We start from the raw sequence: 25,523 nt of genomic DNA, 5'->3' as shown, positions 1-25,523 counted from the left end.
GTTCAGGTCAGGCCAGCACGCCGGCCGCCGGGACATAAGGCAGGCCGAGCGCCTGCGCGACCGCTTCGTACGTGATGTGTCCGTCGCAGACGTTCAGGCCCGCGCGCAGATGCGGATCGTCGGTCATCGCCTGCTTCCAGCCCTTGTCGGCGAGCGCGAGCGCAGCCCCAAGCGTCGCGTTGTTCAGCGCGAAGGTCGACGTGCGCGCGACCGCGCCGGGCATGTTCGCGACGCAGTAGTGCACGACGCCGTCGACGACGAAGGTCGGGTCCGCGTGCGTCGTCGCGTGCGAAGTCTCGAAGCATCCGCCCTGGTCGATCGCGACGTCGACGACGACGGCCCCCGTGCGCATCGTCGCGATCATGTCGCGCGTGACGAGCCGCGGCGCCGATGCGCCCGGCACGAGCACGGCGCCGATCACGACGTCGGCATCGCGTACGGCTTCGTCGATCGTGTGCGCGTTCGAGCAGACGGTCGTGATCCGGTTCGCGAAGACCAGGTCGAGCTGGCGCAACCGGTTCACGTTCGTGTCGAGCACGGTCACGCGCGCGCCGAGACCGACCGCCATCTGCAGTGCGCCGGTGCCGACCACGCCCGCGCCGAGCACGACGACATGCGCGGCCGGCACGCCGGGCACGCCGGCCATCAGCAGGCCGCGGCCGCCGCGCGGGCTTTCGAGATGGGTCGCCGCGACCTGGATCGACATGCGTCCGGCCACCTCGCTCATCGGCGCAAGCAGCGGCAGGCCGCCGCCGGGGCCCGTCACGGTTTCGTATGCGATGCAGACGGCGCCGGATTTCACGAGCGCGGCCGCCTGATCGGGATCGGGCGCGAGATGCAGGTACGTGTAGAGGATCTGGCCGCGCCGCAGCATCGCGCATTCGACCGGCTGCGGCTCCTTGACCTTGACGATCATGTCGGCGCGCGCGAAGACTTCGTCGGCGCCGTCGCACAGCGACGCGCCCGCGGCCGTGTAGTCGTTGTCGAGCAGGCCGATCGCCGTACCCGCGCCGCGCTGCACGAGCACGGAATGGCCGTGGCGCGTGAGTTCGTGTGCGCTGGCCGGCGTGAGGCCGACGCGGTATTCGTGGTTCTTGATCTCCTTCGGCACACCGATCAGCATGAGTCACCTCCATGGCCTTCGTTATCGTTGTCGTGCATCCACGCGGCGCGGCGGACGATGCACGTGCGGCCGCTGGCGCAGGGGCGTGCGGGCCGCAGTACTGGAATAACAGCGTAGTAGTGCGCGGAGGGAAGTCAAGCGGCCGGCCGGCGTGACGATGCAGTCGCACTGCATCGCAACATGCGCGGCCGCGGGTTGCGACCGGACGTCGCAATGCACGCGTTGTCGGGTTTCGGTATCGTCATGCGTGTCGCGGGCCGGGGCCGCGTGCCGGAACCGTTCCGGCAGAACAACGACACATCGAGACGAGGACATTTACCGACATGACCGGTGCGTATTTCAGCGTGCCGACGCTTTGCGCGATTGCGCTCGTTCACGTCTACTGGGCGTTCGGCGGGCGGCTGGGCAAGCGTGCGGCCATTCCGGAACAGGACGGCGAGCCGCTGCTGCGGCCGACCGCCGTCGGCACGCTCGCCGTCGCGGCGGCGCTGCTGGCCGGCGCATGCATGGTCGCCATGCGAGCCGGCTGGTTCGGGCGGAACCCGTATCCCGGCACGATCGCGTTCGCGGTCGTTGCGCTCGCATTGATCTTCGCGGTGCGGGCCGTCGGCGACTTCCGCTACGTCGGCTTCTTCAAGCGGATTCGCGGGTCGCGTTTCGCGCGGATGGACACGCTGTACTACTCGCCGCTTTGCGCGGCCCTCGCGCTGTCCATCGCGTCGATGTTCTGGCCGTGGTGAGCGGCGTGCGGCTCAGCACGCAGGCGGATCGATCGGTGTGAGGCATTCGGCCGGCACCGCATCGGTCAGCCATACGCCGTTTTCGGCGACGAAGAACGTGTGGCCTTGCCGCTGCATGCGCTGCGCATCGATCTCGAGAATCACGGGTACGCCGTAGCGCGTACCGACGGCCAGTGCCGTCCCGATGTCTGGCGACAGATGCACGTGATGTCGGGCGCCGGGCTTCAGCCCTTGCGCACGAATCGAATCCAGAAAGCGCGTCGCGGTGCCGTGATAGAGGCGCTCGGGCGGCTGCGCGGCCGGATACCGGCGTTGCACGGCGGATGTCGAATGGCCTTGTACCGCGCGGATGCGTTGACCGTCGTCGGAGAGGGCGAAGCGCTGCTTGTCGCTGGTCGCGCAGACGGTTTCAATCGTTGCGCGATCGAGGCTGCGCCCGTCGCGGGCGACGCCGGCGATCAGCTCGCCGATGTCGGCCCAGCCTTCCGGGTCGAGTTGCAGGCCGATGGTCTGCGGTGCGTGGCGCAGCAGGTAGCTGAGGGTTTTGCTGATACTGGTCGCGTCGGGCGCCAGCGATTTGTTGTTCTGTGTATTCATGAGACGCGGAGGCTACCAGACCGCGTTGCAAACCGGCACCGTCGCGTTGCGCCAGCGTGGCTGGAAAGAGACAGTCATTGGCCCGGCCCGACGCAGAACAATCGTCTGCCCGGCGGGCGGTTCGGCCTGTCATCGCGCCGTCCTTGCGCATTCCACATCCCGGATTTTTCAATTGTTGCAGTTTTCGATGCATTGAATTGCATTGAGCCACCTAGTAATGGAACCGGTTCCATTTATAATTCGCGCCACGCGTCGCCGGACCCGAAAGAGGGTCGTGCACGTTGCGCTTGCCGTCGGCAAACGTGGCGTCTAAGTTGAATCAGGGTCATGGCGATGGCGGGCAGATGCGGGCCGATGGCTGGTATTTGTCCGACGATAAGACCCACGTAGAGGTCGATCCGCGCAGCGCCTCCGGAACCCGGCGCGCACGCGGCTGCATCGAGGTTGTTCGCAGCATCCGAAAGAACAGGACGGCCGGCCGCGTGCGGCATGGCTGCCGTGCCGGACACGCCGCACGCGGAATGCGCGCGTCCGGCCCCCGATCCCCAACGATCAACATCCGACCATGTCCACGCCATCTGACAAACCCAACTCGCGCCGCCGTTTCCTGCGCACGTCGGTCGCGCTCGTGCCGATCGCGTCGGTTGCCGGCTGCGACCTGCGCTCGTCGTCGCAGTCCGCGACGACGGCCGGCAGCGCGCCCGCCGCATCGGTCGGCGCCGAACGCGCCCCGTACAAGCCGACCTTCTTCGATGCGAAGGAATGGGCGTTCGTCCAGGCCGCCGTCGACCGGCTGATCCCGGCCGACGCCGAAGGCCCCGGCGCGCTCGAATCGGGCGTGCCCGAATTCATCGACCGCCAGATGGAGACGCCGTATGCACAGGGCGCGACGTGGTACATGCAGGGGCCGTTCCAGCAGGGCGTGCCCGAGCTCGGTTACCAGCTGAAGCTCGTGCCGCGCGACATCTACCGGCTCGGCATCGCGGCCGTCAACCGCTATTGCGAGAAGGCCCACGGCAAGGTGTTCGCGGAGCTCGACGCGCCGACGCGCGACACGGTGCTCGGCGCGCTGGAGAAGGGCGGCGCGCAGATCGACGACGTGCCGCCCGAGGTGTTCTTCGGCCAGTTGCTGCAGAACACGCGCGAAGGCTACTTCTGCGATCCGGTGCATGGCGGCAATCACGACATGGCCGCGTGGAAGATGATCGGTTTTCCGGGCGCGCGCGCGGACTTCATGGATTTCGTCAACCAGAACGGCAAGGCCTATCCGTACGGCCCCGTCTCGATCAACGGGGAGCGCAGCTGATGGCCGCAGATAAAAAACCGCATGTCGATGCGGTGATCGTCGGCTTCGGCTGGACCGGCGCGATTCTCGCGAAGGAACTGACCGAAGCGGGCCTGAAGGTCGTCGCGCTCGAGCGCGGCGAATATCGCGACACCTATCCGGACGGCGCGTATCCGAACACGATCGACGAGCTGACCTACAACATCCGCAAGAAGCTGTTCCTCGACCTGTCGAAGACGACCGTGTCGATCCGCCACGGCGTGCAGGACACCGCGCTGCCGTACCGGCAGCTCGCCGCGTTCCTGCCGGGCGAGGGCGTGGGTGGCGCGGGGCTGCACTGGTCGGGCGTGCATTTCCGGATCACGCCGGAAGAGTTGCGCCTGCGCAGCCACTACGAAGAGCGCTACGGCAAGAAGTTCATCCCCGCGGGGATGACGATCCAGGACACGGGCGTCAGCTACGACGAGCTCGAGCCGCATTTCGATTTCGCCGAGAAGGTGTTCGGCACGTCGGGGCAGGCGTACAAGGTCGGCGGCAAGGTGGTCGGCGACGGCAACGTGTTCGAGGCGAACCGCAGCGACAATTTCCCGCTGCCCGCGCAGCTCAATACGTATTCGGCGCAGCGCTTCTTCGATGCGGCCCGGTCGCTCGGGCTGCACCCGTACCGGTTGCCGTCGGCGAACACGTCCGGCCCGTACACGAACCCGTACGGCGTGCAGATGGGCCCGTGCAACTTCTGCGGTTACTGCAGCGGCTACGCGTGCTACATGTATTCGAAGGCGTCGCCGAACCTGAACATCCTGCCCGCGCTGAAGCAGGCGCCGAACTTCGAGCTGCGCTCGAAGTGCCACGTGCTGCGCGTCGACCTCGACGACACGAAGAAACGCGCGACGGGCGTGACGTACGTCGACCCGGCCGGGCGTGAAGTGCACCAGCCGGCCGATCTCGTGATCGTGGCCGCGTTCCAGTATCACAACGTGCACCTGCTGCTGCTGTCGGGCATCGGCAAGCCGTACGACCCGATCTCGGGCGAAGGCGTGGTCGGCCGCAATTTCGCGTACCAGAACCTGTCGACGATCAAGGCGTTCTTCGACAAGGACACCTACACGAATCCGTTCATCGGCGCCGGCGGCAACGGCGTCGCGGTGGACGACTTCAACGCGGACAACTTCGACCACGGCCCGCTCGGCTTCGTCGGCGGCTCGCCGCTGTGGGTGAACCAGGCCGGCGTGAAGCCGATCAGCGGCATCGCGACGCCGGCCGGCACGCCGCAGTGGGGCTCGGCGTGGAAGAAATCCGTGAAGGACTACTACGCACACACGATCTCGATGGACGCGCACGGCTCGAACATGTCGTACCGCGACGTCTATCTCGACCTCGATCCGACCTATCGCGATTCGTACGGCCAGCCGCTGTTGCGGATGACCTTCGACTGGAAGGACAACGACATCAGGATGGCGCAGTACGTGACCGGGCAGATGAAGAAGATCGCGGAGGCGATGGGGCCGAAGTCGATCGGCGTATCGACGCGCGAGTTCGGCAAGCACTTCGATTCGCGTGCGTACCAGACGACCCACCTCGTCGGCGGCGCGGTGATGGGCACCGACCCGAAGACGAGCGTGCTGAACCGTTACCTGCAGTGCTGGGACGTGCACAACGTGTTCGTGATGGGCGCCTCGGCGCTGCCGCAGGGCATCGGCTACAACCCGACCGGGATCATCGCGGCGCTGGCCTACTGGTCGGCACGCGCGATCCGCGAGCAATACCTGAAAAATCCCGCCCCGCTGGTGACCGTATGAAGAGGACGATGAACCACGACGCCGCGCGTCGCCTTTCGCCGGTGCGACGCGCGCTGGCGGCCGGTGCGGCCTGGGCCGCGTTCGGTCTCGCGGGCACGGCGGCATTCGCCCAGCCGGCGGCTGCGCCCGCGGCGGCTTCCGGCGCGGCGGCCGCGCCCGCGGCCCAATCCGCCGATGCGAACCTCGTCAAGCGCGGCGAATATCTCGCACGCGCGGGCGACTGCATCGCGTGCCACACCGCGACCGGCGGCAAGCCGTTCGCCGGCGGGCTGAAGTTCGACACGCCGATCGGCGGCATCTATTCGACGAACATCACGCCGGACCCGAAAACGGGCCTCGGCGGCTGGACGGTCGACGACTTCACTCGCGCGGTGCGCGAGGGCGTGCGCAAGAACGGCGACACGATGTATCCGGCCATGCCGTTCCCGTCCTATGCGCGCCTCACCGACGACGACATGAAGGCGCTGTACGCGTACTTCATGCACGGCGTCGCGCCGGTCGAGCACGAGAACCGCGCGGTCGACATCGTGTGGCCGCTGTCGATGCGCTGGCCGCTCGGGATCTGGCGCAAGATGTTCGCACCGTCGCCGAAGCCGTTCGACGCGGCGCCGTACACCGACCCGGTAGTCGCGCGCGGCGCGTATCTCGTACAGGGTCTCGGTCACTGCGGCGCGTGTCACACGCCGCGCGCGCCGACGATGCAGGAGCGCGGGCTGACCGACGCGGACGGCCCGGACTTCCTGGCCGGCGGCGCGGCGATCGACGGCTGGGTGCCGACGAGCCTGCGCGGCGAGCCGCGCACGGGGCTCGGCACGTGGACGGACACCGAGATCGTGCAGTTCCTGAAGACGGGCCGCACGCTGCGCACGGCCGCGTTCGGCGGGATGACGGACGTGGTCGGCCACAGCATGCAGCACATGACCGACGACGACCTGAACGCGATCGCGCGTTATCTGAAGACGCTGCCGCCGCACGCGCAGGGCGAGCAAGCGCACGTGTACGACGCGGCCGCCGCGAAGGCGCTGCAGACCGGCGACGCGAGCAAGCCGGGCGCGGCCGTCTATCGCGACAACTGCATGGCCTGCCACCGCAGCGACGGCCACGGCTACACGCGCGTGTTCCCGGCGCTGGCCGGCAACCCGGTCGTGCAGGGCGAGGATCCGACGTCGCTGATCCACGTCGTGCTGGAAGGCAGCGCGCTGCAGGGCACGCGCACCGCGCCGTCGACCTTCACGATGCCGCCGCTCGGCTGGCGCCTGTCGGACCAGGAAGTCGCGGACGTGTCGAACTTCGTGCGCACGAGCTGGGGCAACACGGGCGCGCCGGTGACGGCCGCGCAGGTCGCGAAGGTGCGCAAGAGCGTCCCGTCGACCCGGCCCGAACCGCCGCCGGGCGCACGGTTCCCGCAAGCATCGCGCTGACGGGAGCGGCGGGGCGTTAGCCCCGCTTGTCCGGGCCGTTTCAACGCGCCTGCGCGCTCGCGCGGCGCCTTGCGTTTCGCCGGGGTTGCACCCCGCCAAGCCGCGCCGCCACGTGAAATTTTCGCGGCGGCGCGCCATTGTTCCGCCTCATCCCTTATCCTTCCATTCTTGAACCTTACTAAATAGTTACAAGAACTTGGGAGGGGGGATGCCTCATGACGTCAGCCTGATTGCGTTGCTCGCGGCCGGTTTCGGTCTCGCGATGATCTTCGGTTACTTCGCGTCGCTGCTGAAAATGCCGCCGCTCGTCGGCTATCTGCTCGCCGGGATCGTGATCGGCCCCGGCACGCCCGGTTTCGTCGGCGATCTTTCGCTCGCGCAGCAGCTCGCCGAAGTCGGCGTGATGCTGCTGATGTTCGGCGTCGGCCTGCATTTCTCGCTCGGCGACCTGCTCGCGGTGCGCAAGATCGCGCTGCCGGGCGCCGTCGTGCAGATTACCGTCGCGACGCTGCTCGGCGGCGGGCTCGCGCTCACGTGGGGCTGGAGCGTCGGTGCGGCGCTGGTGTTCGGGCTCGCGCTGTCGGTCGCGAGCACGGTCGTGCTGCTGCGCGCGCTCGAAGGGCGCGGGCTCGTCGAGACGGTCAACGGGCGCATCGCGGTGGGCTGGCTCGTCGTCGAGGATCTCGTGATGGTCCTCGTGCTGGTGCTGCTGCCGCCCGTCGCGGGGCTGCTCGGCGGCACGCCGCCCGGCGACGCGCATGTGGCCGGCGGCAGCATCTGGGGCACGCTCGGCGTCACGATGCTGAAGGTCGCGGCATTCATCGCGCTGATGCTCGTGGTCGGCAAGCGCGTGTTTCCGCGGATTTTGTGGCTCGTCGCGCGCACGGGCTCGCGCGAGCTGTTCACGCTGTGCATGATCGCGGCCGCGGTCGGCATCGCGTTCGGCGCGGCGAAGCTGTTCGACGTGTCGTTCGCGCTCGGCGCGTTCTTCGCCGGGATGATGATGCGCGAGTCGGAATTCAGCCGGCGCGCGGCCGACGAGACGCTGCCGCTGCGCGACGCGTTCTCGGTGCTGTTCTTCATTTCGGTCGGGATGCTGTTCGACCCGAAGGTGCTGCTCGACGAGCCGCTGCACGTGATCGAGGTCGCGGCGATCGTGCTGGTCGGCAAGACGCTCGCGGCAGTCGCGCTCGTGATCGCGTTCCGCTATCCGCTGAACACCGCGCTGACGGTCGGTGCCGGCCTCGCGCAGATCGGCGAATTCTCGTTCATCCTCGCGGGGCTCGGCCGTGCGCTCGGGCTGCTGTCGGCCGAGGGGCAGAGCCTGATTCTCGCGGTCGCGCTGATCTCGATCGCGATGAATACGCTGCTGTTTGCGATGATCGATCCGGCACTCGCATGGATCCGCAAGCATTCAGCGTTCGCGCGCAGGCTCGAGGCGCGCGACGATCCGCTCGCCGCGCTGCCGATGTCGACGCCGCAGACGCACCTCACCGGGCAGGTCGTGATCGTCGGCTACGGCAAGGTCGGCACGCGCATCGCGCATGCGCTGGACGAGCGCGGGATCGCGTATGTCGTCGTCGAGCAGAACCGCGAACTCGTCGAGAAGCTGCGCGCGGACGGTATCGCGGCCGTGTCGGGCGACGCGATCGAGCCGATCGTGCTCGTGCAGGCGCATATCGCGCGTGCCGGGATGCTGGTCGTCACGCTGCCCGACGTGTTCGACGTGCGGCAGATCGTCGAGATCTCGCGCACGCTCAACCCGACGCTCGAGGTCGTGCTGTGCACGAACAGCGGCGACGAGGCCGCGCTGCTGTCGAGCGAGGGCATCGGCACCGTGTTCATGGGCGAGACCGAACTCGCGCGCGGGATGACCGAGCACGTGCTCGGCAGGATGGTGAAGCCGGTCGCGGCGGCGCATTGAGATGGCGCGCGGCATCGCGCCGCGCACCGGGCCGCGCGGCGGTCAGTAAAACGTCTCGAGCGTCAGTTCCTGCGCCATCACGCGATTGCCGGCCAGCAGGCCGCCATCGACGGGCAACGCGACGCCGGTGATGATCCGCGCGGCCGGCGAGCACAGGAACAGCGCGGCCTGCGCGACGTCGTCGGGCGTCGCGAAATCGTCGAGCGGATACCACTTCCTCAATTGCTCGAATACCTGCGGGTTGCGCTGCACGCGCGCTTCCCACGCGGGCGTCTTCACCGTGCCCGGCAGCACGATGTTCGCGCGCACGCCGTCGCGGCCGTATTCGATCGCGAGCGATTTCGTGTAGCTGATCAGCCCGGCCTTCGCGGCGCTGTACACCGGATGCCCGAGCGCATGCACGCCGTTCACCGAACCGATGATCGCGATCGCGCCGCGCCGGCGCGCACGCATGCCGGACAACACGGCTTCGACGCTCACGTAGGTGGCCGTCAGGTTCGCATCGAGATCGGTGCGCCAGCTGGCGGGCGTCGTATCGCGCAGCGTGGTCGACGCGGCCGTGCCTGCGTTCGCGACCAGCACGTCGACTTCCGGATGCGATTCGAGCATCGAATGCAGCCGCGCCGCGTCGGTCAGGTCGTCGACGATCGGTGTCGCGTGCGCGTCGGCGAGCGTGTCGATGAAGTGGTCGAGCGCCGCGCGGTCGCGATCGAGCGCGAGCACGCGGTCGCCGGCCGCGAGGAAGGTGCGGCACAGCGCCTGGCCGATGCCGCCGGCGGCGCCCGTCACGAGGGTGGTACGTGTCATGTCGGCTCCTGGTGCAGTCTCACAGACCGAGCGCGGCGCGCGCCTGCTTCTCGTTGTCGCGCGTGATCAGCGTGCCGGACGTCAGCACGAGCGGCGGCGGCGCCTGGTTCTTCGTGATCCAGTCGTACATGTTGAGGCTCGTCTGGTAGCCGTGCTGGCGCGGATTCAGCAGAATCGAACCGTAGAAGCCCGTCGGCTTCGGCTTCGCGAACTCGTTGAGCGCGACCTGGCTGCCGTTGATGCCGACCGCGACCATCGCGTCCGCGCCGATGCCGCGCCCCTCGGCGGCGCGCACCGCGCCGACCGTCGTGTCGTCGTTCGAGCCGAACGCCACCCAGCGCTTGAAGTTCGCATGCTTGGTGAGCGCAATGTTCGCCGCATTGAACGCGCCTTCGGTGTCGGCCGTCATCTCGGGCGCGTCGATCACGTTCGCGGCCGGAAAGCCGGCGGCCTTGAGCGCATCGACCGCGCCGGTCGTGCGCTCGCGCGCGGTCGGCAACTGGTCGTAAGCGAGCCGGATGATGCCGACCTCGGCCGGATTCCAGCCGCGCCGCTTCGTCTCGTCCGCGATGGCCTGGCCGACCTGCTGGCCGATCTTGTACGCGGAGATGCCCATGTGCGGCACACCCTGCAGCGGCGCGCCGTGGCCGTCGACGAGCTGGTCGTCGACCGACATCAGCTTGAGCCCCGCGCGTTTCGTTTTTGCCGCGATGCCGGGGCCGAGCTTCACGTCGGGCGCGCAGATGATCACGCCCTGTGCCTTCTGTGCGGCGAGGCTGTCGAGCGCGGTCGACACCTTTTCGCCGCTCGGCGTCGCGATCTTGATCAGCGTGAAGTGTTTTTCCTTCGCCGCCTGCTCGGCGAAGCGCCATTCGTCCTGGAACCACGGATCGTCCGGCTGTTTGACGAGGAAGCCGATTTTCACGTCGGCGGCATCGGCGGCGCGGGCCGGGGCACCGCCAAACAGCGTGAGGCTCGCGGTGGCCAGCACGAGCGTTTTCCAGTGGAATCGCATGCGTCTCACTCCATTGTTGTAGTCGGGCGCGCGGGCAAGGCCGCCCGCGGCGCGAAAAAATTGTAGGAGGACGCGGCGGGAACGCTCAAATAATGCGGTGTGTTCCTAGTAAGTGGGATGAAAGCGAGATGGGGGTGTGGGGCGTGCGGCATCGCCCGCGTGGCGGTTTCAGCTTGCCGCCGCCTTCGCCTGCACGGCGGCCGTGCCGGCCTGCGCGGCGGTCTTGACCGGCACGGCGGCTTTCTGCGCGGCAGCCGTTTTCGGTTGAGCCGCCGCCTTCGGCGCCGCGACCGTCTTTTGCGGTGCAACCGCCTTGGCCGGCTGCGGCTTCTCCGGCTCGACCGGCGCATCGGGCGGCACGCCGAGCAACTGCAGCGAGCCGCTCGTGACCGACGCGAACACCGGGCCGGCCACCGTGCCGCCGTAGTAGCCCTTGCCGCGCGGCTCGTCGATCATCACCGCGACGATCAGGCGCGGGTTGCTCATCGGCGCCATCCCCGCGAACAGCGCGCGGTACTTGCCCTTCGCATAGGTCGCGCCGACCTGCTTGCGCGCGGTACCGGTCTTGCCGCCGATCCGGTAGCCGTCGACGCGCGCGCGGCGCCCGGTGCCGCCTTCGCCGACCGCCATCTCGAGCATCGAGCGGATCGACGCGGCCGTTTGCGGCGTCGTCACGCGGTGGCCGCGATGCGCGTCGATCGTCTGCTGGTCGGTGCCGTTCTTCAGCAGCGACACCGGGTGCAGCGTGCCGTCGCCCGCGTAGGCCGTGTAGGTCTGCGCGATCTGCAGCAGCGACATCGACAGGCCGTAGCCGTACGCCATCGTCGCCTGCTCGATCGGCCGCCAGCGCTTGTAGCCGCGCAGCCGGCCCGACGCGACGCCCGGGAACGTCAGTTCCGGTGCGCGGCCGATCCCGTATTCCTGGTACTTGTTCCAGATCGTCTCGGCGGGCAGGTTCAGCGCGAGCTTCGCGAGCGCGATGTTGCTCGACTTCTGCAGCGCCTGCGACACCGTCAGCGACCCGTGGTTCGACGTGTCGTGGATCACGGCCGGACCGATCTTGTAGGTGCCCGGCGACGTGTTGATGATCGTGTTCGGCGTGACCTTGCGTTCGTCGATCGACAGCGCGACGACGAGCGGCTTGATCGTCGAGCCGGGTTCGAACGTGTCGATCACCGCGCGGTTGCGCAACTGCTGGCCGGTGAGGCGTGCACGGTCGTTCGGGTCGAAGGTCGGGTAGTTCGCGAGCGCGAGGATCTCGCCGTTCTGCGCGTCGAGCACGACGACGCTGCCGGCCACCGCGTTGTTTTCGACCACGGCCGCCTTGAGCTGGCTGAACGCGAGCTGCTGGATCCGGCGGTCGATCGTCAGCTCGATCGTCGCGCCGTGCTGCGCGGGCACGAGCGGGCGCGTGTCCGACACGATGCGGCCGAGCCGGTCGCGGATCACTTCGCGCTGCCCCGACGTGCCCGACAGGCGTGCATTCGCCGCGAGTTCGACGCCTTCCTGGCCTTTGTCCTCGACGTTGGTGAAGCCGACCACGTGCGCGGCCGATTCGCCTTCCGGGTAGAAGCGCTTCGAATCGGCGATCTGCGTGACGCCGTCGATCGCGAGCTTGTCGAGCCGGCCCGCGGTGTCCGCGTCGACCTGCCGCTTGAGCAGCACGAACGACTTGTCGTTGCCGAGGCGCCGTTTCACTTCGACGAGCGGCATGTCGAGCAGCTTCGCGATCTGCGGGTAGTCGGTATCGGCGACCTGTTTCGGGTTCGCCCAGATTTCATAGGTCGACAGGCTGACCGCGAGCATCGCGCCGTTGCGGTCGACGATGCCCCCGCGCATCGCGCCGAGCTCGATCGTGCGCTGGTAGCGCTTCTGGCCCTGGCCGACGTAGAAATCCTGGTTGGCGACCTGCACCCAGAAAGCGCGCCCGATCAGTGCGGCGAACGCGAGGAACACCACGATCACGATCAGCTTCGAGCGCCACATCGGCAGGCGCGACGCGAGCATCGGATTCTTGGTTGCGGCCGCGTACGGATCGGCGGGGTGGGTCTTCTTTTTTACGCTCATGCAATGGCCGGGTCGGGCCGCCGGGCGGCGGCAAGTCAGTCTGAATAAAGCAATTGTAATAAAGGAGTAAACGTCGTGTGGGGAAAGTGTGTTCCGGCCCCGAGAAAGAGCGTTCGGCGGCCATTCGGCGGCGTGCGGAAAAGAGGGCGGGAAAGGCGGGCGGAAGCGGAATTTCGCCGCGCGGCAGACGTTGAAAGACGGGCGATCGGCGGTGTGTCGATCCGGGGGCAGGATATCCAGGTCAGGTCGATCGCGAACGTCGCTTGTACTCGATCAATTGCCCGGTCGCCGATTATTTATTTGGTGCAGAAAATAAAAAGCGCCCCAAAATGAGGCGCTGTTAATACTGAATATCGAAATGAATATCGGTGAGCCTGGAATAAACCCGAAAACCGCAGACGATTCAGGTCAATATTGCTATCGCGCGACGGAAATAAATTCCCGGTATTCCGGCTGGGTCGTGCAACGATCGACGGCCTGCAGCCGCCATGCACCGGCGTGATCGCCGGCGAGCACGGCAGGGCCCTGTTCGCGCTGCGTCGCACCGAACGACAGGCCCTTCAGCTGGCATACGGCATTCCCGCCGTCGGCCGCGCAGAGCGCCATTGCGCCCTCGACATCGCGGACCTTGCCCCAGGTCGGAAGATCCATGCCCTGATGTGCCTCGCGCGACCACAGCCCCTCGTCGGTATCGACCCACAGTACCGCGAACGATTGCCGGGTTGCTGATTCGCTGCCATTAATCCGAATAGTGAGGCGCATAGGATCGTCTCCCAAGAAATTGACGTATTCGACCGTTTTGACTTGAACAGTCTAGATAGACTGGTGTGAAACGCAAGTGATAATCCGCAATAAATCCGTATTGAGTCTATTTCGGTTTCGGATGAAACGACGTCTGACGATTCATGGTTATTCCGGCGGCGCGCGCAATCGCAGGCGACACCGGCGATCGTGGTATCGACGCCCGCATGGCCGACGTTCGAGACATGCGATGACATGGCCGTGGGGCGCGTCGATCTGTCGCGTGCGGCCGGCCGCCGAAACCGCGCCAGCCGATGCGACACGGCACAGCCCGAATGCCGCCCGAACGGATGTGTCAGTGTTCTGACGGCGCAGCCGGAACGACACACTCAGACAATCGCGTACAAATCGGCACACTTTCACGAAACTTTCGGGACAGACTTGCATACGGTCGGGCCCCACACTGGGAGCTTCCCGATCCTGTGCCGCGGACGCCCGTCCTCGGCGGCTGCCGCCGCCTCGTGCCAGAGACGCGATCGACGCGATCGCGGGCCGCACGCCCGATCGGGACTGCCAGGGCGCGCGTTAGCCCCGGCCCGGCCGGTGAGCCGTGCGCAGCCCGCAACCGCGGGTGCCGCGCCGCCCGGCCGATTCTTCGAAGGAGACTATCGTGCTGATCTGGAAAACCGCGTTGTCGCTCAACTGGCGGACCAGCCTCGTGTCGCCGGCCAGCGCACCGGTCGCGGCGGCCAACGTCGGACGGCTGGTGCTGACCGGCGCAACCGGCTTCATCGGCAGTACCGTGCTGACGGCGCTCGTCAATGCAGGGCTGCTCGAACGTATCGTGTGCGTCGTGCGTGCGCAGAACCGCGGCCACGCCGTCGCGCGACTGCGTGAAGCGGCGTTGCGCGCGGGGCTCGCGCCGTACTGGGCGTCGCGCCTGACCGAAGCGAACGTGATCGTCGGCGCGCTTGGCGATGTGTGGCAGGGCGCCGACGCGCCGCGTCTCGGCGGTGCGACCCACGTGATTCACTGCGCGGGTCATGCATCGCCGGCCGACGGCGCACACCTGCAGTCGGACATCGCCGATTCGGTGCGTTTTGCCGAACGCTTCGCACGGGCGCCGCGCCTGCAGCGCTTCGTCTATGTCGGCACGGCCTACGCGCATGCGGGCCGTGGCGGGATCGTGCAGGAAGAGGCGGCGGGCGACGCGGCGAACGACGTCGCGCAGGACGACGAAGGCCTGCCGGGCGCGGTGCTCGCGGCCGACTACCTGCACGCGAAGGCGGAAACGGAGCAGCGCCTGCGCGCGCTCGGGCTGCCGCTCGTGGTCGTGCGGCCGTCGCACGTCGTCGGCCACACGGTGCTCGGCACGCGGCCCGCGCCGAATTCGTTCTGGATGTTCCGGCTTGCGCATGCCGCGCGCCGCTTCACCGCACGGCCGATGACGCGTATCGACATCGTGTCGGTGGACGACGTGGCACGCGCGACGATGCTGCTGGCCGTCAAGCCGACGCTCGCGCACGACGTCTATCACGTGTCGGCCGGCGACGAGGCGCCGCAGGTCGCGCAGATCGTGCGTGCGATGGACGAGGCGGCGGGGATGACGGGCGCGCCGCGCTACGCGGCATGCGCGCCGGCCGAGTTGCCGCTTGTGGTGCGCGATGTGCTCGGGCGGCCCGATCCGGCACTCGAACGCGTGATCGGCCGGGCGCTGCAGCGTTGCGGGGAATTCGCGACGGTCGATCGCGTGTTCGACAACCGCCGCGTGCGCGATGAAATCGATTTCGAGCCGTTGCCGTTCATCGATTACGTCGAGGAATGCATGCGCACGTCGCGCGGCGTCGCGGTAACCGAGCTGATGCGCGGCGCGGTGCACTGACCGCCGGCGCTGCACCGGCGCCCGTTCCCGCGTCTGACGGGAACGGGCGTCATCCTCACGCGTTGCCGCCGAGTTCGATCAGCCGGTCGAGCGCGCGGTAGATATCTTCGAGGCCGTCCTGGCCGAAGCGCGATTCGAGCTGCCGGTATTGCTCGTCGATGCGCGGACCGATTTCCGTGACGAGTTTCCTGCTTTGCGGCGTCAGGCTGACCAGCAGCCGGCGCTGATCTTCCTGTGCGCGCGTGCGCGTGATCAGGCCGTCGCGCTCCATCCGTTCCAGCACGCCCGTGAGGCTCGGGCTCAGGATGCAGCAGCGCCGGGCGATCTGTCCCGCTTCGAGTGCATGCGCCGGTTCGCCGTCGAGCACGCGGATGATCCGCCATTGCTGTTCGGTCAGCGCGAATTCCTTGAGAATGGGGCGGAACAAACCCATCAGCGTTTCGCGGGCTTCCAGCAGCAGCATGGCCAGGTTGCGATGGTCGAGCGTACGGTTCATCGGGGTGGACAGTGGACGGGGACGCATCAATCTTAACAGCCGAAGGTGGTGAATTTCGCGTATCAGGGTAATCGAGGTTGCCAGCGCTCGATTGTTTACTTAAGATATTAACTATTGACGATGCGCCGCGACGCGCGGCAGGGGAATGACGCATGGAGCTGTCTTGCACGACCGCCGCGGCGCCGCCGTTGCCGGTCGCCATCGGTACCGTCTACGGTGCGCTGCTCAACGAGCGCGCGGCGCTCGCCGCGCTCGGCGCTGCCGTGAACGCACCGCCTTATGGCCGCCCGCCGCAGGCGCCGATCCTGTACATCAAGCCGGCCAACACGCATGCGGCCGACGGCGCGGCCGTCGTCGTGCCGGCCGGTGTCGACGCGCTGGAGATCGGCGCGTCGGTGGCCGTCGTGTTCGCCCGGCGCGCCACCCGCGTGCCGGCCGCGCAGGCGCTCGACTACGTGCACGGCTTCACGCTCGCGAGCGACGTGTCGGTGCCGCATCCCGATTACTACCGTCCGGCCGTACGTTTCAAGTGCCGTGACGGTTTCTGTCCGCTGGGTCCCGCCATCGTGCCGGCTGCCGCGCTCGCCGATGTCGACGCGCTCGCGCTGACCGTGCGGATCGACGGCGAGGTTGTCGTATCCGCTTCGACCGCCACGCTGATCCGCCCCGTGCGCGACCTGATCGCCGACGTGACGGCCTTCATGTCGTTCGACGCGGGCGACGTGCTGCTGCTCGGCGTCGCGGGCGGCGCCCCGCGCGCCCGAGCGGGCAGCACGGTCGAGATCGCCGCCGCCGGCATCGGCACGTTGCGGCACACGCTGATTGCGGAGGAAACACGATGAAGACGGCGCGCGTCATCTACAACGGCGCACTGCATGCGGCCGAACCGGCCGGCGACGGCACGATCCGCCTCGATACCGGGCGCGTCGTGGCCGAGGAGGCGGTTGCGTGGCTGCCGCCCGTCGCGCCGCGCACGACGTTCGCGCTCGGCCTCAACTACGCCGACCACGCGAAGGAACTCGCGTTCAAGGCGCCGAGCGAGCCGCTGATCTTCCTGAAGGGGCCGAACACGTTCGTCGGCCACCGGTCGCATACCGTGCGCCCGGCGGATGCCACCCACATGCACTACGAGTGCGAACTGGCCGTCGTGATCGGCCGGCCCGCGCGCAACGTGCGCCGCGCGCAGGCGCTCGACTACGTGGCCGGCTATACGGTCGCGAACGACTACGCGATCCGCGACTATCTCGAGAACTACTACCGCCCGAACCTGCGCGTGAAGAACCGCGACACCTGCACGCCGCTCGGGCCGTGGTTCGTCAGCCGCGACGAGATCGGCGACCCGGGCGACCTGACGTTGCGCACGACGGTGAACGGGCAGGAGACGCAGCGCGGCAGCACGCGCGACATGATCTTCGACGTGCCGGCGCTGATCGAGCACATCAGCGGCTTCATGACGCTCTCGCCGGGCGACCTGATCCTGACCGGCACGCCCGAGGGGCTGGCGGACACGCAGCCGGGCGACGAGGTTGTGACCGAAATCGAAGGGATCGGCCGGCTCGTCAACACGATCGTCGGCGAAGCAGACTACTATCGCGCCGGCTGAGCCCGTCGCCCAAGGAGAACCCATGACCATCAAGCACTGGATCGACGGCCGCGAAGTCGAGAGCCGCGAGACCTTCACGACGCTGAATCCCGCGACCGGCGATGTCATCACCGACGTCGCGTCGGCCGGCGAAGCCGAAGTCGACGCGGCCGTGCGCGCGGCGAAGGAAGCCTTCCCGAAATGGGCGAACACGCCCGCGAAGGAGCGCGCGAAGCTGATGCGCAAGCTCGGCGAACTGATCGAGAAGAACGTGCCGATGCTCGCGGCGCTGGAGACGCAGGACACCGGCCTGCCGATCGCGCAGACGAGCAAGCAGCTGATTCCGCGCGCGTCCGAGAATTTCAACTTCTTCGCCGAAGTGTGCGTGCAGATGAACGGCCGCACCTATCCGGTCGACGACCAGATGCTGAACTACACGCTCTACCAGCCGGTCGGCGTGTGTGCGCTGGTGTCGCCGTGGAACGTGCCGTTCATGACCGCGACGTGGAAGACGGCACCGTGCCTCGCGCTCGGCAACACGGCCGTGCTGAAGATGTCGGAGCTGTCGCCGCTGACGGCCGACCAGCTCGGCCGGCTCGCGCTCGAAGCCGGCATTCCGCCCGGCGTGCTGAACGTCGTGCAGGGTTACGGCGCAACGGCCGGCGACGCGCTCGTGCGGCATCCGGACGTGCGCGCGGTGTCGTTTACCGGCGGCACCGTCACCGGCAAGCGGATCATGGAGCGCGCGGGCCTCAAGAAGTATTCGATGGAACTCGGCGGCAAGTCGCCGGTGCTGATCTTCGACGATGCCGATTTCGACCGCGCGCTCGACGCGTCGCTGTTCACGATCTTCTCGATCAACGGTGAACGCTGCACCGCGGGCTCGCGGATCTTCGTGCAGCGCACGATCTACGACCGCTTCGTGCAGGAGTTCGCGCGCCGCGCGAACAACCTGGTGGTCGGCGATCCGTCCGATCCGGCCACGAATCTGGGCGCGATGATCACGCGCCAGCACTGGGAGAAGGTGACGGGCTATATCCGCATCGGCGAGCAGGAAGGCGCGCGCGTGGTCGCGGGCGGCGCGGACAAGCCGGCGGGCCTGCCCGACCATCTGCGCAACGGCAACTTCGTGCGTCCGACCGTGCTGGCCGACGTCGACAACCGGATGCGCGTCGCACAGGAAGAGATCTTCGGGCCGGTTGCGTGCCTGATCCCGTTCGAGGACGAGGAAGAAGGGCTGCGGCTCGCGAACGACACGTCGTACGGCCTCGCGTCGTACATCTGGACGCAGGACGTCGGCAAGGTGCATCGCCTCGCGCGCGGCATCGAGGCCGGGATGGTGTTCGTGAACAGCCAGAACGTGCGCGACCTGCGCCAGCCGTTCGGCGGCGTGAAGGAATCGGGTACCGGGCGCGAGGGCGGCGAGTACAGTTTCGAGGTGTTCGCGGAGATCAAGAACGTGTGCATTTCGATGGGTTCGCACCACATTCCGCGCTGGGGCGTGTGACGGGCGCGGGTCGTTTCGGCGCTAAAACGAACGATACGGAGACTTAACGATGGGCAAACTGTCCCTCGCCGCGAAAATCACGCACGTGCCGTCGATGTACCTGTCGGAATTGCCCGGCAGGCATCACGGCTGCCGGGAAGCGGCGATCCGCGGCCATCAACTGATCGGCGAGCGCTGCCGTGCGCTCGGCGTCGACACGATCGTCGTGTCGGACGTGCACTGGCTCGTCAACGCGGGTTATCACGTGAACTGCAATGCGCACTTCGCGGGCACGTACACGAGCAACGAACTGCCGCATTTCATCCGCGACATGCAGTACGAATATCCGGGCAACCCGGCGCTCGGCCGGCTGATCGCCGAGACGGCCAGCGCACGTGGCGTCGCGACGCGTGCGCACGAGATCGACAGCCTCGAACTCGAATACGGCACGCTCGTGCCGATGCGCTACATGAACGGCGACCAGCACTTCAAGGTCGTGTCGATCGCCGGCTGGTGCATGTGGCACACGCTCGACGAAAGCCGGCGCTTCGGCGAGGCGCTGCTCGAGGCGATCGAGAAGAGCGATTCGAACGTCGCGTTCCTCGCGAGCGGTTCGCTGTCGCACCGCTTCAACGACAACGGCAGCCCCGAGGAATCGATCCACCAGATCAGCCGCGAATTCTTCCGGCAGGTCGACTTGCGCGTGGTCGAGCTGTGGAAGCAGGGCGATTTCAAGACCTTCTGCGCGATGCTGCCCGAGTACAACACGCATTGCCACGGCGAAGGCGGCATGCACGACACGGCGATGCTGCTCGGCCTGCTCGGCTGGGATCGTTACGACAAACCCGTCGAGATCGTCACCGACTATTTCGCGAGTTCGGGTACGGGGCAGATCAACGCGATCTTCCCGCTGCCCTGAACGGCGCCGCCCCGCAACGACTGGAGATCAAGCCATGCCACACATCGTCGTCGAATACACCGCGAACATCCGCGAGGACGCGCGCATCCCCGCGCTGCTGCGCACGATCAATGCAACGCTGATCGCGCAGGGCGGCGTGTTCCCGACGGGCGGCATCCGCTCGCGCGCGATCGAACTGCAGGACTACTGCGTCGCCGACGGCACGGAGGACGACGCGTTCGTCCACGTGACGCTGAAGATCGGCTCGGGCCGCAGCGACGAAACGAAGAAGGCCGCATGCGACGCGCTGTTCGACGCGATCAAGGCGCATTTCGCCGAGCTGTACGCGAAACGCTACCTCGCGCTGTCGATGGAGCTGACCGAGTTCAGCGAAAGCGGCTCGTACAAGCACAACAACATCCACGCCCGCTACAAGCGGGCCGGCTGAACCCCATTCCCGATCCGACCATGCTCGAACCCGCCCTCATCGACCAGCTTGCGCAGCGTCTGCACGACGCCGAGCGCGAGCGCACGCAGATCCGCCAGATCTCGCTCGACCATCCCGACATCACGATCGACGACGCGTATGCGATCCAGCGCGCGTGGGTGACCCTCAAGCTCGCGGAAGGCCGCACGCTGAAGGGACACAAGATCGGCCTCACGTCGAAGGCGATGCAGAACACGTCGCAGATCGACGAACCCGACTACGGCGCGCTGCTCGACGACATGTTCTTCGCGGACGGCGGCACGATCCCGACCAGTCGCTTCATCGTGCCGCGCGTCGAGGTCGAACTCGCGTTCGTGCTCGGCAAGCGGCTCTCGGGCCCGGACTGCACGATCTTCGATGTGTACGACGCAGTCGATTACGTCGTGCCCGCGCTCGAGATCATCGACGCGCGCAGCCAGTCGATCGACCCCGATACGAAACGGCCGCGCAAGGTGTTCGACACGATCGCCGACAACGCCGCGAACGCGGGAGTCGTGATCGGCGGGCGGCCGGTGAAGCCGCACGACGTCGACCTGCGCTGGGTCGCGGCGATCATGTCGCGCAACGGCGTGGTCGAGGAAACGGGCGTCGCGGCCGGCGTGCTGAACCATCCGGCGAACGGCGTCGCGTGGCTCGCGAACCGGCTGTCGCGTTTCGACGTCGCGCTGGAACCCGGGCAGATCGTGCTCGGCGGCTCATTCACGCGGCCGTGCGCGGCGCGGCCGGGCGACACGTTCAGCGTCGACTACGGCCCGCTCGGGACGATTCAGTGCTACTTCGAGTGAGCGAGCGATGCAGATTCCTTCGAACGTCTTCAAGGCCGCGCTTGCGCGCGGCGACGCGCAGGTCGGGCTGTGGCTCGGGCTTGCGAATCCGTACAGCGCTGAAGTGGTCGCGGGCGCCGGTTTCGACTGGCTGCTGATCGACGGCGAGCATGCGCCGAATACGGTGCCGACGATCCTCGCGCAGTTGCAGGCGATTGCGCCGTATCCGTCGCATCCGGTCGTGCGCGTGCCGTGGAACGATCCGGTGATCGTCAAGCAGGTGCTCGATCTCGGTGCGCAGACGCTGCTCGTGCCAATGGTGCAGACCGCAGACGAAGCGCGCGCGGCCGTTGCCGCGACGCGGTACCCGCCGCACGGGATTCGCGGCGTCGGCAGCGCGCTGGCGCGCGCGTCGCGGTGGAATCGCGTCGGCGACTACCTGCATCGCGCGAACGACGAGATGGCCGTGCTCGTGCAGGTCGAGACGCGCGCGGGGCTCGACGCGATCGACGCGATAACGCGGGTCGAAGGCGTCGATGGCGTGTTCATCGGGCCGGCCGACCTGGCCGCCGATCTCGGCCATCTCGGCAATCCGGGGCACCCGGACGTGCAGGCCGCGATCGATGGCGCGATCCGGACGATCAAGGCGGCCGGCAAGGCGCCGGGCATTCTGAGTGCGGATGAGGCGGCGGCGCGACGCTATCTGGAAGCGGGCGCGTTGTTCGTCGCGGTCGGGGTCGATACGACGCTGCTGGCGCGAAGCGCGGAGCGGTTGGCGGCGCAGTTCAAGGGGAAGGGCGGCGAGGCGGTGAAGAAGGGTGACGGGACGTATTGACGAAGCGGCAGCGGCTGGCCGTCTGCCGAACGCCCGCCTTCCGCGGTGCGGTTTCATGCCTGCGCATGACCGCGACTATCGCGTTCCGCGCTGCCCGATTTCCATATAGCGCCCCGGCGTCGTCCCCAATGCTCGCCGGAACATATCGATGAACGCGCTCACGTTGTCGTACCCGAGATCGAGCGCGATCGTCGTCACCGGCACGCCGTCGGCGATTTTCTCCAGCGCACGCAGCAGCCTCGCCTGCTGACGCCACTGCGCGAACGTCAGCCCCGTCTCGGCGACGAAGCGACGGCTCATCGTCCGTGCGCTGATGCCGGCCCATTCCGCCCATTCCTCCAGCCGCCGGTTGTCCGCGAGATCCGCGGCAAGCGCATCGGTGATCTTCATCAGCCGCGGGTCCTGCGGCCGTACCAGCCCCAGCGCTTCGACCTCCGACGACGCGATTTCATCGAGGATCACGTCGGCGATCCGCGTCTGCGCCGCATCCAGTTCCGCATCGCCCCAGCTTGCGGCACGCTGCACGGCTTCGCGCAGCAGCAGCGACGTGCGAATCGCGCGCGGCGTGTCCGGCAGTGCCGCGCAGCGCGCTTCGGCGACGAACGCCGACCAGCCGGAAATCGGCCCGAACGAACGCAGCGAATGCCGGCAATGCGGCGGAATCCAGATCGCGTGGATCGCCGGCACGACCCAGTCCTGGTCATCGAGACCGATCGTCAGCAGCCCGCTCAGCGCGCCGACGAGCTGACCGCGCGCATGCGCGTGCGGTGCGGTGATACGCGGGTCGCGTTGCGACAGGACGGCGGCGACGACGAACGGGCCGTCGTCGGACACGACGAATCGGGCGGGCAGGAGTGGATCGGACATGGCCGGATAGCGGTATCGAATGGCTGTTATACCGGAGATTGGCCGGCTTCGCACGCCTACACTGCGTCCATCGATGACAACCGGAGTACGACACGATGCGAGCCGAACAAATGCTTCCCGACCATGCCGACCGGATCGAGGCCGGCGGAACGACGATCCGCAAGGGCACCATCGGCGCGTTTCTGGTCAACGCGCGTGTGCTGACCGATCCGAACGCCGCGCCGGCCGACCGGGCGCGCGCGGAGGCCGACACGCTCGACGCGTTGCCGGCACTGCGCGCGCTCGGACTGTTCGACGTGCTCGAAGTACGCGATCCCGCGCTGCGCGCGTGGCTCGCCGTACGCTGACGTCCGCCCGAGCCGTCGATCAAGATCCCCGATTCAAGGAGCCAAGATGAAAGCTGCAGTCGTGACGGGCGCCGGCGAGCGTCCCGTTCATATGGAATTCGAACCGCCGCGCACGATGCCGGGCCACAGCCTGATCGACGTGACGGCGTCCGCGCTGAGCCGGATCGCGCAGGCGCGTGCGTCCGGCACGCATTACTCGTCGGACGGAGGCTATCCGTTCGTCGTCGGCGTTGACGGCGTCGGCCGCCTCGACGACGGGCAGCGCGTCTATTTCTTCGGTGCGCCCGCGCCGTTCGGCGCGATGTCCGAGCGCACGATCGCGCCCGACGCGCGGTGCGTGCCGCTGCCAGACGCGCTCGACGATGTCACGGCCGCGGCGATCGCGATTCCCGGAATGTCGTCGTGGGCCGCGCTGACCGAACGCGCGCGGCTCGTCGCGGGCGAGACGGTGATCGTCAACGGTGCGACGGGGACGTCGGGGCGGCTGGCGGTGCGGATCGCGAAGCATCTCGGTGCTGCAAGAGTGATCGCGACGGGCCGCAATACGGCTGCGCTGGACGCCTTGCTGAACGCGGGTGCGGACGCCGTCGTGTCGCTGCAGCAGGACGATGCGCATCTGGCGCGTGCGCTCGAACCGCATTTCCGCGCGGGCGTGGATGTCGTGCTCGACTACTTGTGGGGTGCCAGCGCGCAGACGCTGCTGGTTGCCGCCGCGAAGGCGACGCCCGATGGGCGCCGGCTGCGATTCGTGCAGATCGGCTCGATCGGCGGCGCGGACGTGTCGTTGCCCGGTGCGGTGCTGCGCGCCACCGCGATCGAATTGATGGGCAGCGGCATCGGCAGCGTATCGCTGCCGCGTTTGCTGGACTCGGTGCGCGGCGTGTTCGACGCGGCCGGGCCGGCGCGGCTGGCAATCGATACGCGCACCGTGCCGCTGTCGGCGGTCGGCGAACACTGGGGCGATGCAAACAGCCTCGTGCGCACGGTGTTCACGATGCAGGACGAGTGAACGGCGACCGAGCCGCGGCGGGCCGAATACGGCACGACGGTCAAGCCGCGCGGCGACACGCCGTCATCCGTCGTGATGCCGCCGCGCGTGGGGCGAAAGCAGGGCGGCCGCGCGCGAAAGACGCCCGTCGCCGCCCGCCGCGTCAGGCTCAGAACCGCTGCTGAATCCCCGCCGTCACGCCGACCTGCGTCGTGCCGTACCCGTTGAAGTCGCGCGACACGCCGACCTTCTGGTCGTGCTTCGCGATCGCGAACGCGCCGGCCGCGTACAGCACCGTGCGCTTCGACAGCGCGTACTGCGCACGCAGCGACACGAGCGTCGGATCGGCATCCGTGCCGCCCTTGACGTTCTGGTGATAGACGGCCGCGATCAGCGAGAACGTCGGCGTGAACTGGTACGACCCGCCGATCCAGGCCATGTCGCTCAGCTGGTTTGCCGCCGTGGTGCGGAACGTGCGCTTGTAATTGCGGTAGCCGGCCATCGTCTTCAGGTTGCCGAAGTCGTAGCTCAGGCCTGCGTGGATGCCCTGGATGTAGTTGACCGTGTCGGCCGGCGTGACGCTGTCGGCCGCGCCGTTCTGCCGGTCGAACGTGACCACCGCCGAGAACGGGCCGGTCTCGTAGCCGAGCGCGATGTCGTACTTCGAGCTGGTCTTCACGCTGCCCGGCACGTTGCCGAAGCCGTACAGCGCGCCGAACTTGAAGCCGCTGAATTCGCCGTCGTAGCGCACCGCGTTCGACGAGCGCGTGAACATGCCGTCCTTGCGGCCGCCCGTCGCCATCGACGATGTCGCCCACGAGTAGTTCTGCGCGTAACCCATCGGGTCGAACGGCAGCATGTAGTCGTAGGTGACGGTGAAGTTGCGGCCGAGCGACAGCTCGCCCCATTTGCCTTTCAGGCCGACCGTCGCGCGGCGCGCGAAGATCGAGTCGGGGCCGTCGTCCGACGCGCCGTTCGCGAGGTCGATCCCGCTTTCGAGGCGGAACACGGCCTTCAGCCCGCCGCCGAGATCCTCGACGCCGCGCAGGCCCCAGCGCGACGTGTTCTTGTTGCCCGACTTGAGCTTGACCGAATTGCCGCCCTCCGGCGCCGCATGGTTCGCGAATTCGATGCCGGCATCCATGATCCCGTACATCGTGACCGACGACTGCGCGTGCGCGGCGGGCGCGGCGATGCAGGCCGCGGCGGCCGAGCCCGTGAGGACTACTGTACGAATCGAACGTTCTGTGCGTGACTTCATTGACGGTGTCTCCTTGGTTCTTGTGGGTTGGGTGAAACGGATGCGGCGCGCGGCAGCCCGCGGCGGACGCCCGAAGACGTCCGCCGGTCATGCAAGTCATCACCTGGCGGG

General features: G+C 67.8%; 24 protein-coding genes. 15 read left to right on the top strand and 9 right to left on the bottom strand.

Annotated features, from left to right (window positions below; all coding sequences use genetic code 11):
- Positions 1-7: 7 nt before the first annotated feature.
- On the bottom strand, positions 8-1,123 hold the full coding sequence (gene ald / locus ACTRWB_RS10505) for an alanine dehydrogenase (RefSeq protein ID WP_419689278.1): 1,116 nt from the start codon (positions 1,121-1,123) through the stop codon (positions 8-10).
- A 323-nt stretch (positions 1,124-1,446) separates the two neighbouring features.
- Between ald and ACTRWB_RS10500 the strand changes: the two genes are divergently transcribed.
- Complete coding sequence (locus ACTRWB_RS10500; protein WP_446901846.1) at positions 1,447-1,863, top strand: DUF3995 domain-containing protein; 417 nt, start codon at positions 1,447-1,449, stop codon at positions 1,861-1,863.
- A 12-nt stretch (positions 1,864-1,875) separates the two neighbouring features.
- Here the strand turns inward: ACTRWB_RS10500 and ACTRWB_RS10495 are convergent, their stop codons facing one another.
- The gene (locus ACTRWB_RS10495; RefSeq protein ID WP_446901845.1) at positions 1,876-2,460 is read right to left on the bottom strand and encodes an RNA 2'-phosphotransferase; all 585 of its coding nucleotides are present in this window, start codon (positions 2,458-2,460) and stop codon (positions 1,876-1,878) included.
- A gap of 565 nt (positions 2,461-3,025) precedes the next feature.
- On the opposite strand from ACTRWB_RS10495, the gene ACTRWB_RS10490 reads away from it, so the two are divergent.
- The 4 genes from ACTRWB_RS10490 to ACTRWB_RS10475 all read left to right on the top strand — a co-directional run bounded on the left by ACTRWB_RS10490 (position 3,026) and on the right by ACTRWB_RS10475 (position 8,889).
- Entirely contained in the window at positions 3,026-3,766 is a 741-nt protein-coding gene (locus ACTRWB_RS10490; RefSeq protein ID WP_446901844.1) for a gluconate 2-dehydrogenase subunit 3 family protein, read from the top strand.
- Entirely contained in the window at positions 3,766-5,544 is a 1,779-nt protein-coding gene (locus tag ACTRWB_RS10485) for a GMC family oxidoreductase (RefSeq protein WP_446901843.1), read from the top strand. Before ACTRWB_RS10490 ends, ACTRWB_RS10485 begins: the two co-directional genes overlap by 1 nt.
- Positions 5,541-6,965 (top strand): c-type cytochrome, encoded by a 1,425-nt coding sequence (locus tag ACTRWB_RS10480; protein WP_446901842.1) that lies wholly within the window; start codon positions 5,541-5,543, stop codon positions 6,963-6,965. The genes ACTRWB_RS10485 and ACTRWB_RS10480 overlap by 4 nt, the downstream gene beginning before the upstream one ends.
- Positions 6,966-7,173: 208 nt before the next feature.
- Entirely contained in the window at positions 7,174-8,889 is a 1,716-nt protein-coding gene (locus ACTRWB_RS10475) for a cation:proton antiporter domain-containing protein (protein WP_446901841.1), read from the top strand.
- Between the two features lie 42 nt (positions 8,890-8,931).
- Here the strand turns inward: ACTRWB_RS10475 and ACTRWB_RS10470 are convergent, their stop codons facing one another.
- The 4 genes from ACTRWB_RS10470 to ACTRWB_RS10455 all read right to left on the bottom strand — a co-directional run bounded on the left by ACTRWB_RS10470 (position 8,932) and on the right by ACTRWB_RS10455 (position 13,540).
- Positions 8,932-9,696, bottom strand: coding sequence for an SDR family oxidoreductase (locus ACTRWB_RS10470; RefSeq protein WP_446901840.1), 765 nt, complete (start codon positions 9,694-9,696; stop codon positions 8,932-8,934).
- Positions 9,697-9,715: 19 nt separating this feature from the next.
- Positions 9,716-10,711, bottom strand: coding sequence for an arabinose ABC transporter substrate-binding protein (locus tag ACTRWB_RS10465; RefSeq protein ID WP_193100684.1), 996 nt, complete (start codon positions 10,709-10,711; stop codon positions 9,716-9,718).
- 168 nt (positions 10,712-10,879) lie between these two features.
- Entirely contained in the window at positions 10,880-12,778 is a 1,899-nt protein-coding gene (locus ACTRWB_RS10460) for a peptidoglycan D,D-transpeptidase FtsI family protein (protein WP_446901839.1), read from the bottom strand.
- A gap of 417 nt (positions 12,779-13,195) precedes the next feature.
- Complete coding sequence (locus ACTRWB_RS10455; RefSeq protein ID WP_129517420.1) at positions 13,196-13,540, bottom strand: DUF3564 family protein; 345 nt, start codon at positions 13,538-13,540, stop codon at positions 13,196-13,198.
- A 649-nt stretch (positions 13,541-14,189) separates the two neighbouring features.
- Here ACTRWB_RS10455 and ACTRWB_RS10450 point away from each other — a divergent pair.
- Complete coding sequence (locus tag ACTRWB_RS10450; protein WP_412024680.1) at positions 14,190-15,401, top strand: SDR family oxidoreductase; 1,212 nt, start codon at positions 14,190-14,192, stop codon at positions 15,399-15,401.
- A gap of 55 nt (positions 15,402-15,456) precedes the next feature.
- On the opposite strand, the gene hpaR is transcribed toward ACTRWB_RS10450, so the two are convergent.
- Entirely contained in the window at positions 15,457-15,897 is a 441-nt protein-coding gene (gene hpaR / locus ACTRWB_RS10445) for a homoprotocatechuate degradation operon regulator HpaR (RefSeq protein ID WP_034179682.1), read from the bottom strand.
- Between the two features lie 152 nt (positions 15,898-16,049).
- Between hpaR and ACTRWB_RS10440 the strand changes: the two genes are divergently transcribed.
- The 7 genes from ACTRWB_RS10440 to hpaI are packed head-to-tail and all read left to right on the top strand — an operon-like array spanning position 16,050 to position 21,949.
- Positions 16,050-16,739, top strand: a complete 690-nt coding sequence (locus ACTRWB_RS10440) for a fumarylacetoacetate hydrolase family protein (protein WP_446901838.1) — start codon at positions 16,050-16,052, stop codon at positions 16,737-16,739.
- Positions 16,736-17,500: a fumarylacetoacetate hydrolase family protein gene (locus ACTRWB_RS10435; RefSeq protein WP_446901837.1), complete on the top strand. Its 765-nt coding sequence runs from the start codon at positions 16,736-16,738 to the stop codon at positions 17,498-17,500. The genes ACTRWB_RS10440 and ACTRWB_RS10435 overlap by 4 nt, the downstream gene beginning before the upstream one ends.
- Positions 17,501-17,522: 22 nt before the next feature.
- Positions 17,523-18,986 (top strand): 5-carboxymethyl-2-hydroxymuconate semialdehyde dehydrogenase, encoded by a 1,464-nt coding sequence (hpaE, locus tag ACTRWB_RS10430; RefSeq protein WP_129517246.1) that lies wholly within the window; start codon positions 17,523-17,525, stop codon positions 18,984-18,986.
- Between the two features lie 49 nt (positions 18,987-19,035).
- Complete coding sequence (gene hpaD, locus ACTRWB_RS10425) at positions 19,036-19,884, top strand: 3,4-dihydroxyphenylacetate 2,3-dioxygenase (protein ID WP_419689289.1); 849 nt, start codon at positions 19,036-19,038, stop codon at positions 19,882-19,884.
- Between the two features lie 34 nt (positions 19,885-19,918).
- The gene (locus ACTRWB_RS10420) at positions 19,919-20,311 is read left to right on the top strand and encodes a 5-carboxymethyl-2-hydroxymuconate Delta-isomerase (RefSeq protein ID WP_446901836.1); all 393 of its coding nucleotides are present in this window, start codon (positions 19,919-19,921) and stop codon (positions 20,309-20,311) included.
- Between the two features lie 20 nt (positions 20,312-20,331).
- A complete protein-coding gene (hpaH, locus tag ACTRWB_RS10415) occupies positions 20,332-21,135 on the top strand; it encodes a 2-oxo-hept-4-ene-1,7-dioate hydratase (protein ID WP_343493755.1) in 804 nt (267 codons plus the stop codon).
- 7 nt (positions 21,136-21,142) lie between these two features.
- Positions 21,143-21,949, top strand: coding sequence for a 4-hydroxy-2-oxoheptanedioate aldolase (gene hpaI / locus ACTRWB_RS10410; RefSeq protein ID WP_446901835.1), 807 nt, complete (start codon positions 21,143-21,145; stop codon positions 21,947-21,949).
- Positions 21,950-22,024: 75 nt separating this feature from the next.
- Here the strand turns inward: hpaI and ACTRWB_RS10405 are convergent, their stop codons facing one another.
- On the bottom strand, positions 22,025-22,816 hold the full coding sequence (locus ACTRWB_RS10405; RefSeq protein WP_446901834.1) for an AraC family transcriptional regulator: 792 nt from the start codon (positions 22,814-22,816) through the stop codon (positions 22,025-22,027).
- A 95-nt stretch (positions 22,817-22,911) separates the two neighbouring features.
- On the opposite strand from ACTRWB_RS10405, the gene ACTRWB_RS10400 reads away from it, so the two are divergent.
- Positions 22,912-23,163 carry a hypothetical protein gene (locus ACTRWB_RS10400; RefSeq protein WP_446901833.1) on the top strand — a complete coding sequence of 84 codons (252 nt, stop codon included), beginning with the start codon at positions 22,912-22,914 and terminating at the stop codon, positions 23,161-23,163.
- Positions 23,164-23,209: 46 nt separating this feature from the next.
- Entirely contained in the window at positions 23,210-24,172 is a 963-nt protein-coding gene (locus ACTRWB_RS10395; RefSeq protein WP_446901832.1) for a quinone oxidoreductase family protein, read from the top strand.
- Positions 24,173-24,320: 148 nt separating this feature from the next.
- On the opposite strand, the gene ACTRWB_RS10390 is transcribed toward ACTRWB_RS10395, so the two are convergent.
- Positions 24,321-25,412, bottom strand: coding sequence for a porin (locus tag ACTRWB_RS10390; RefSeq protein WP_446901831.1), 1,092 nt, complete (start codon positions 25,410-25,412; stop codon positions 24,321-24,323).
- Positions 25,413-25,523: the final 111 nt, after the last annotated feature.

The organism is Burkholderia sp. YIM B11467 (genome assembly GCF_052952715.1).
Note: the sequence above shows the minus strand (reverse complement) of the source record. Positions and strands in the feature narration are given on the sequence as shown.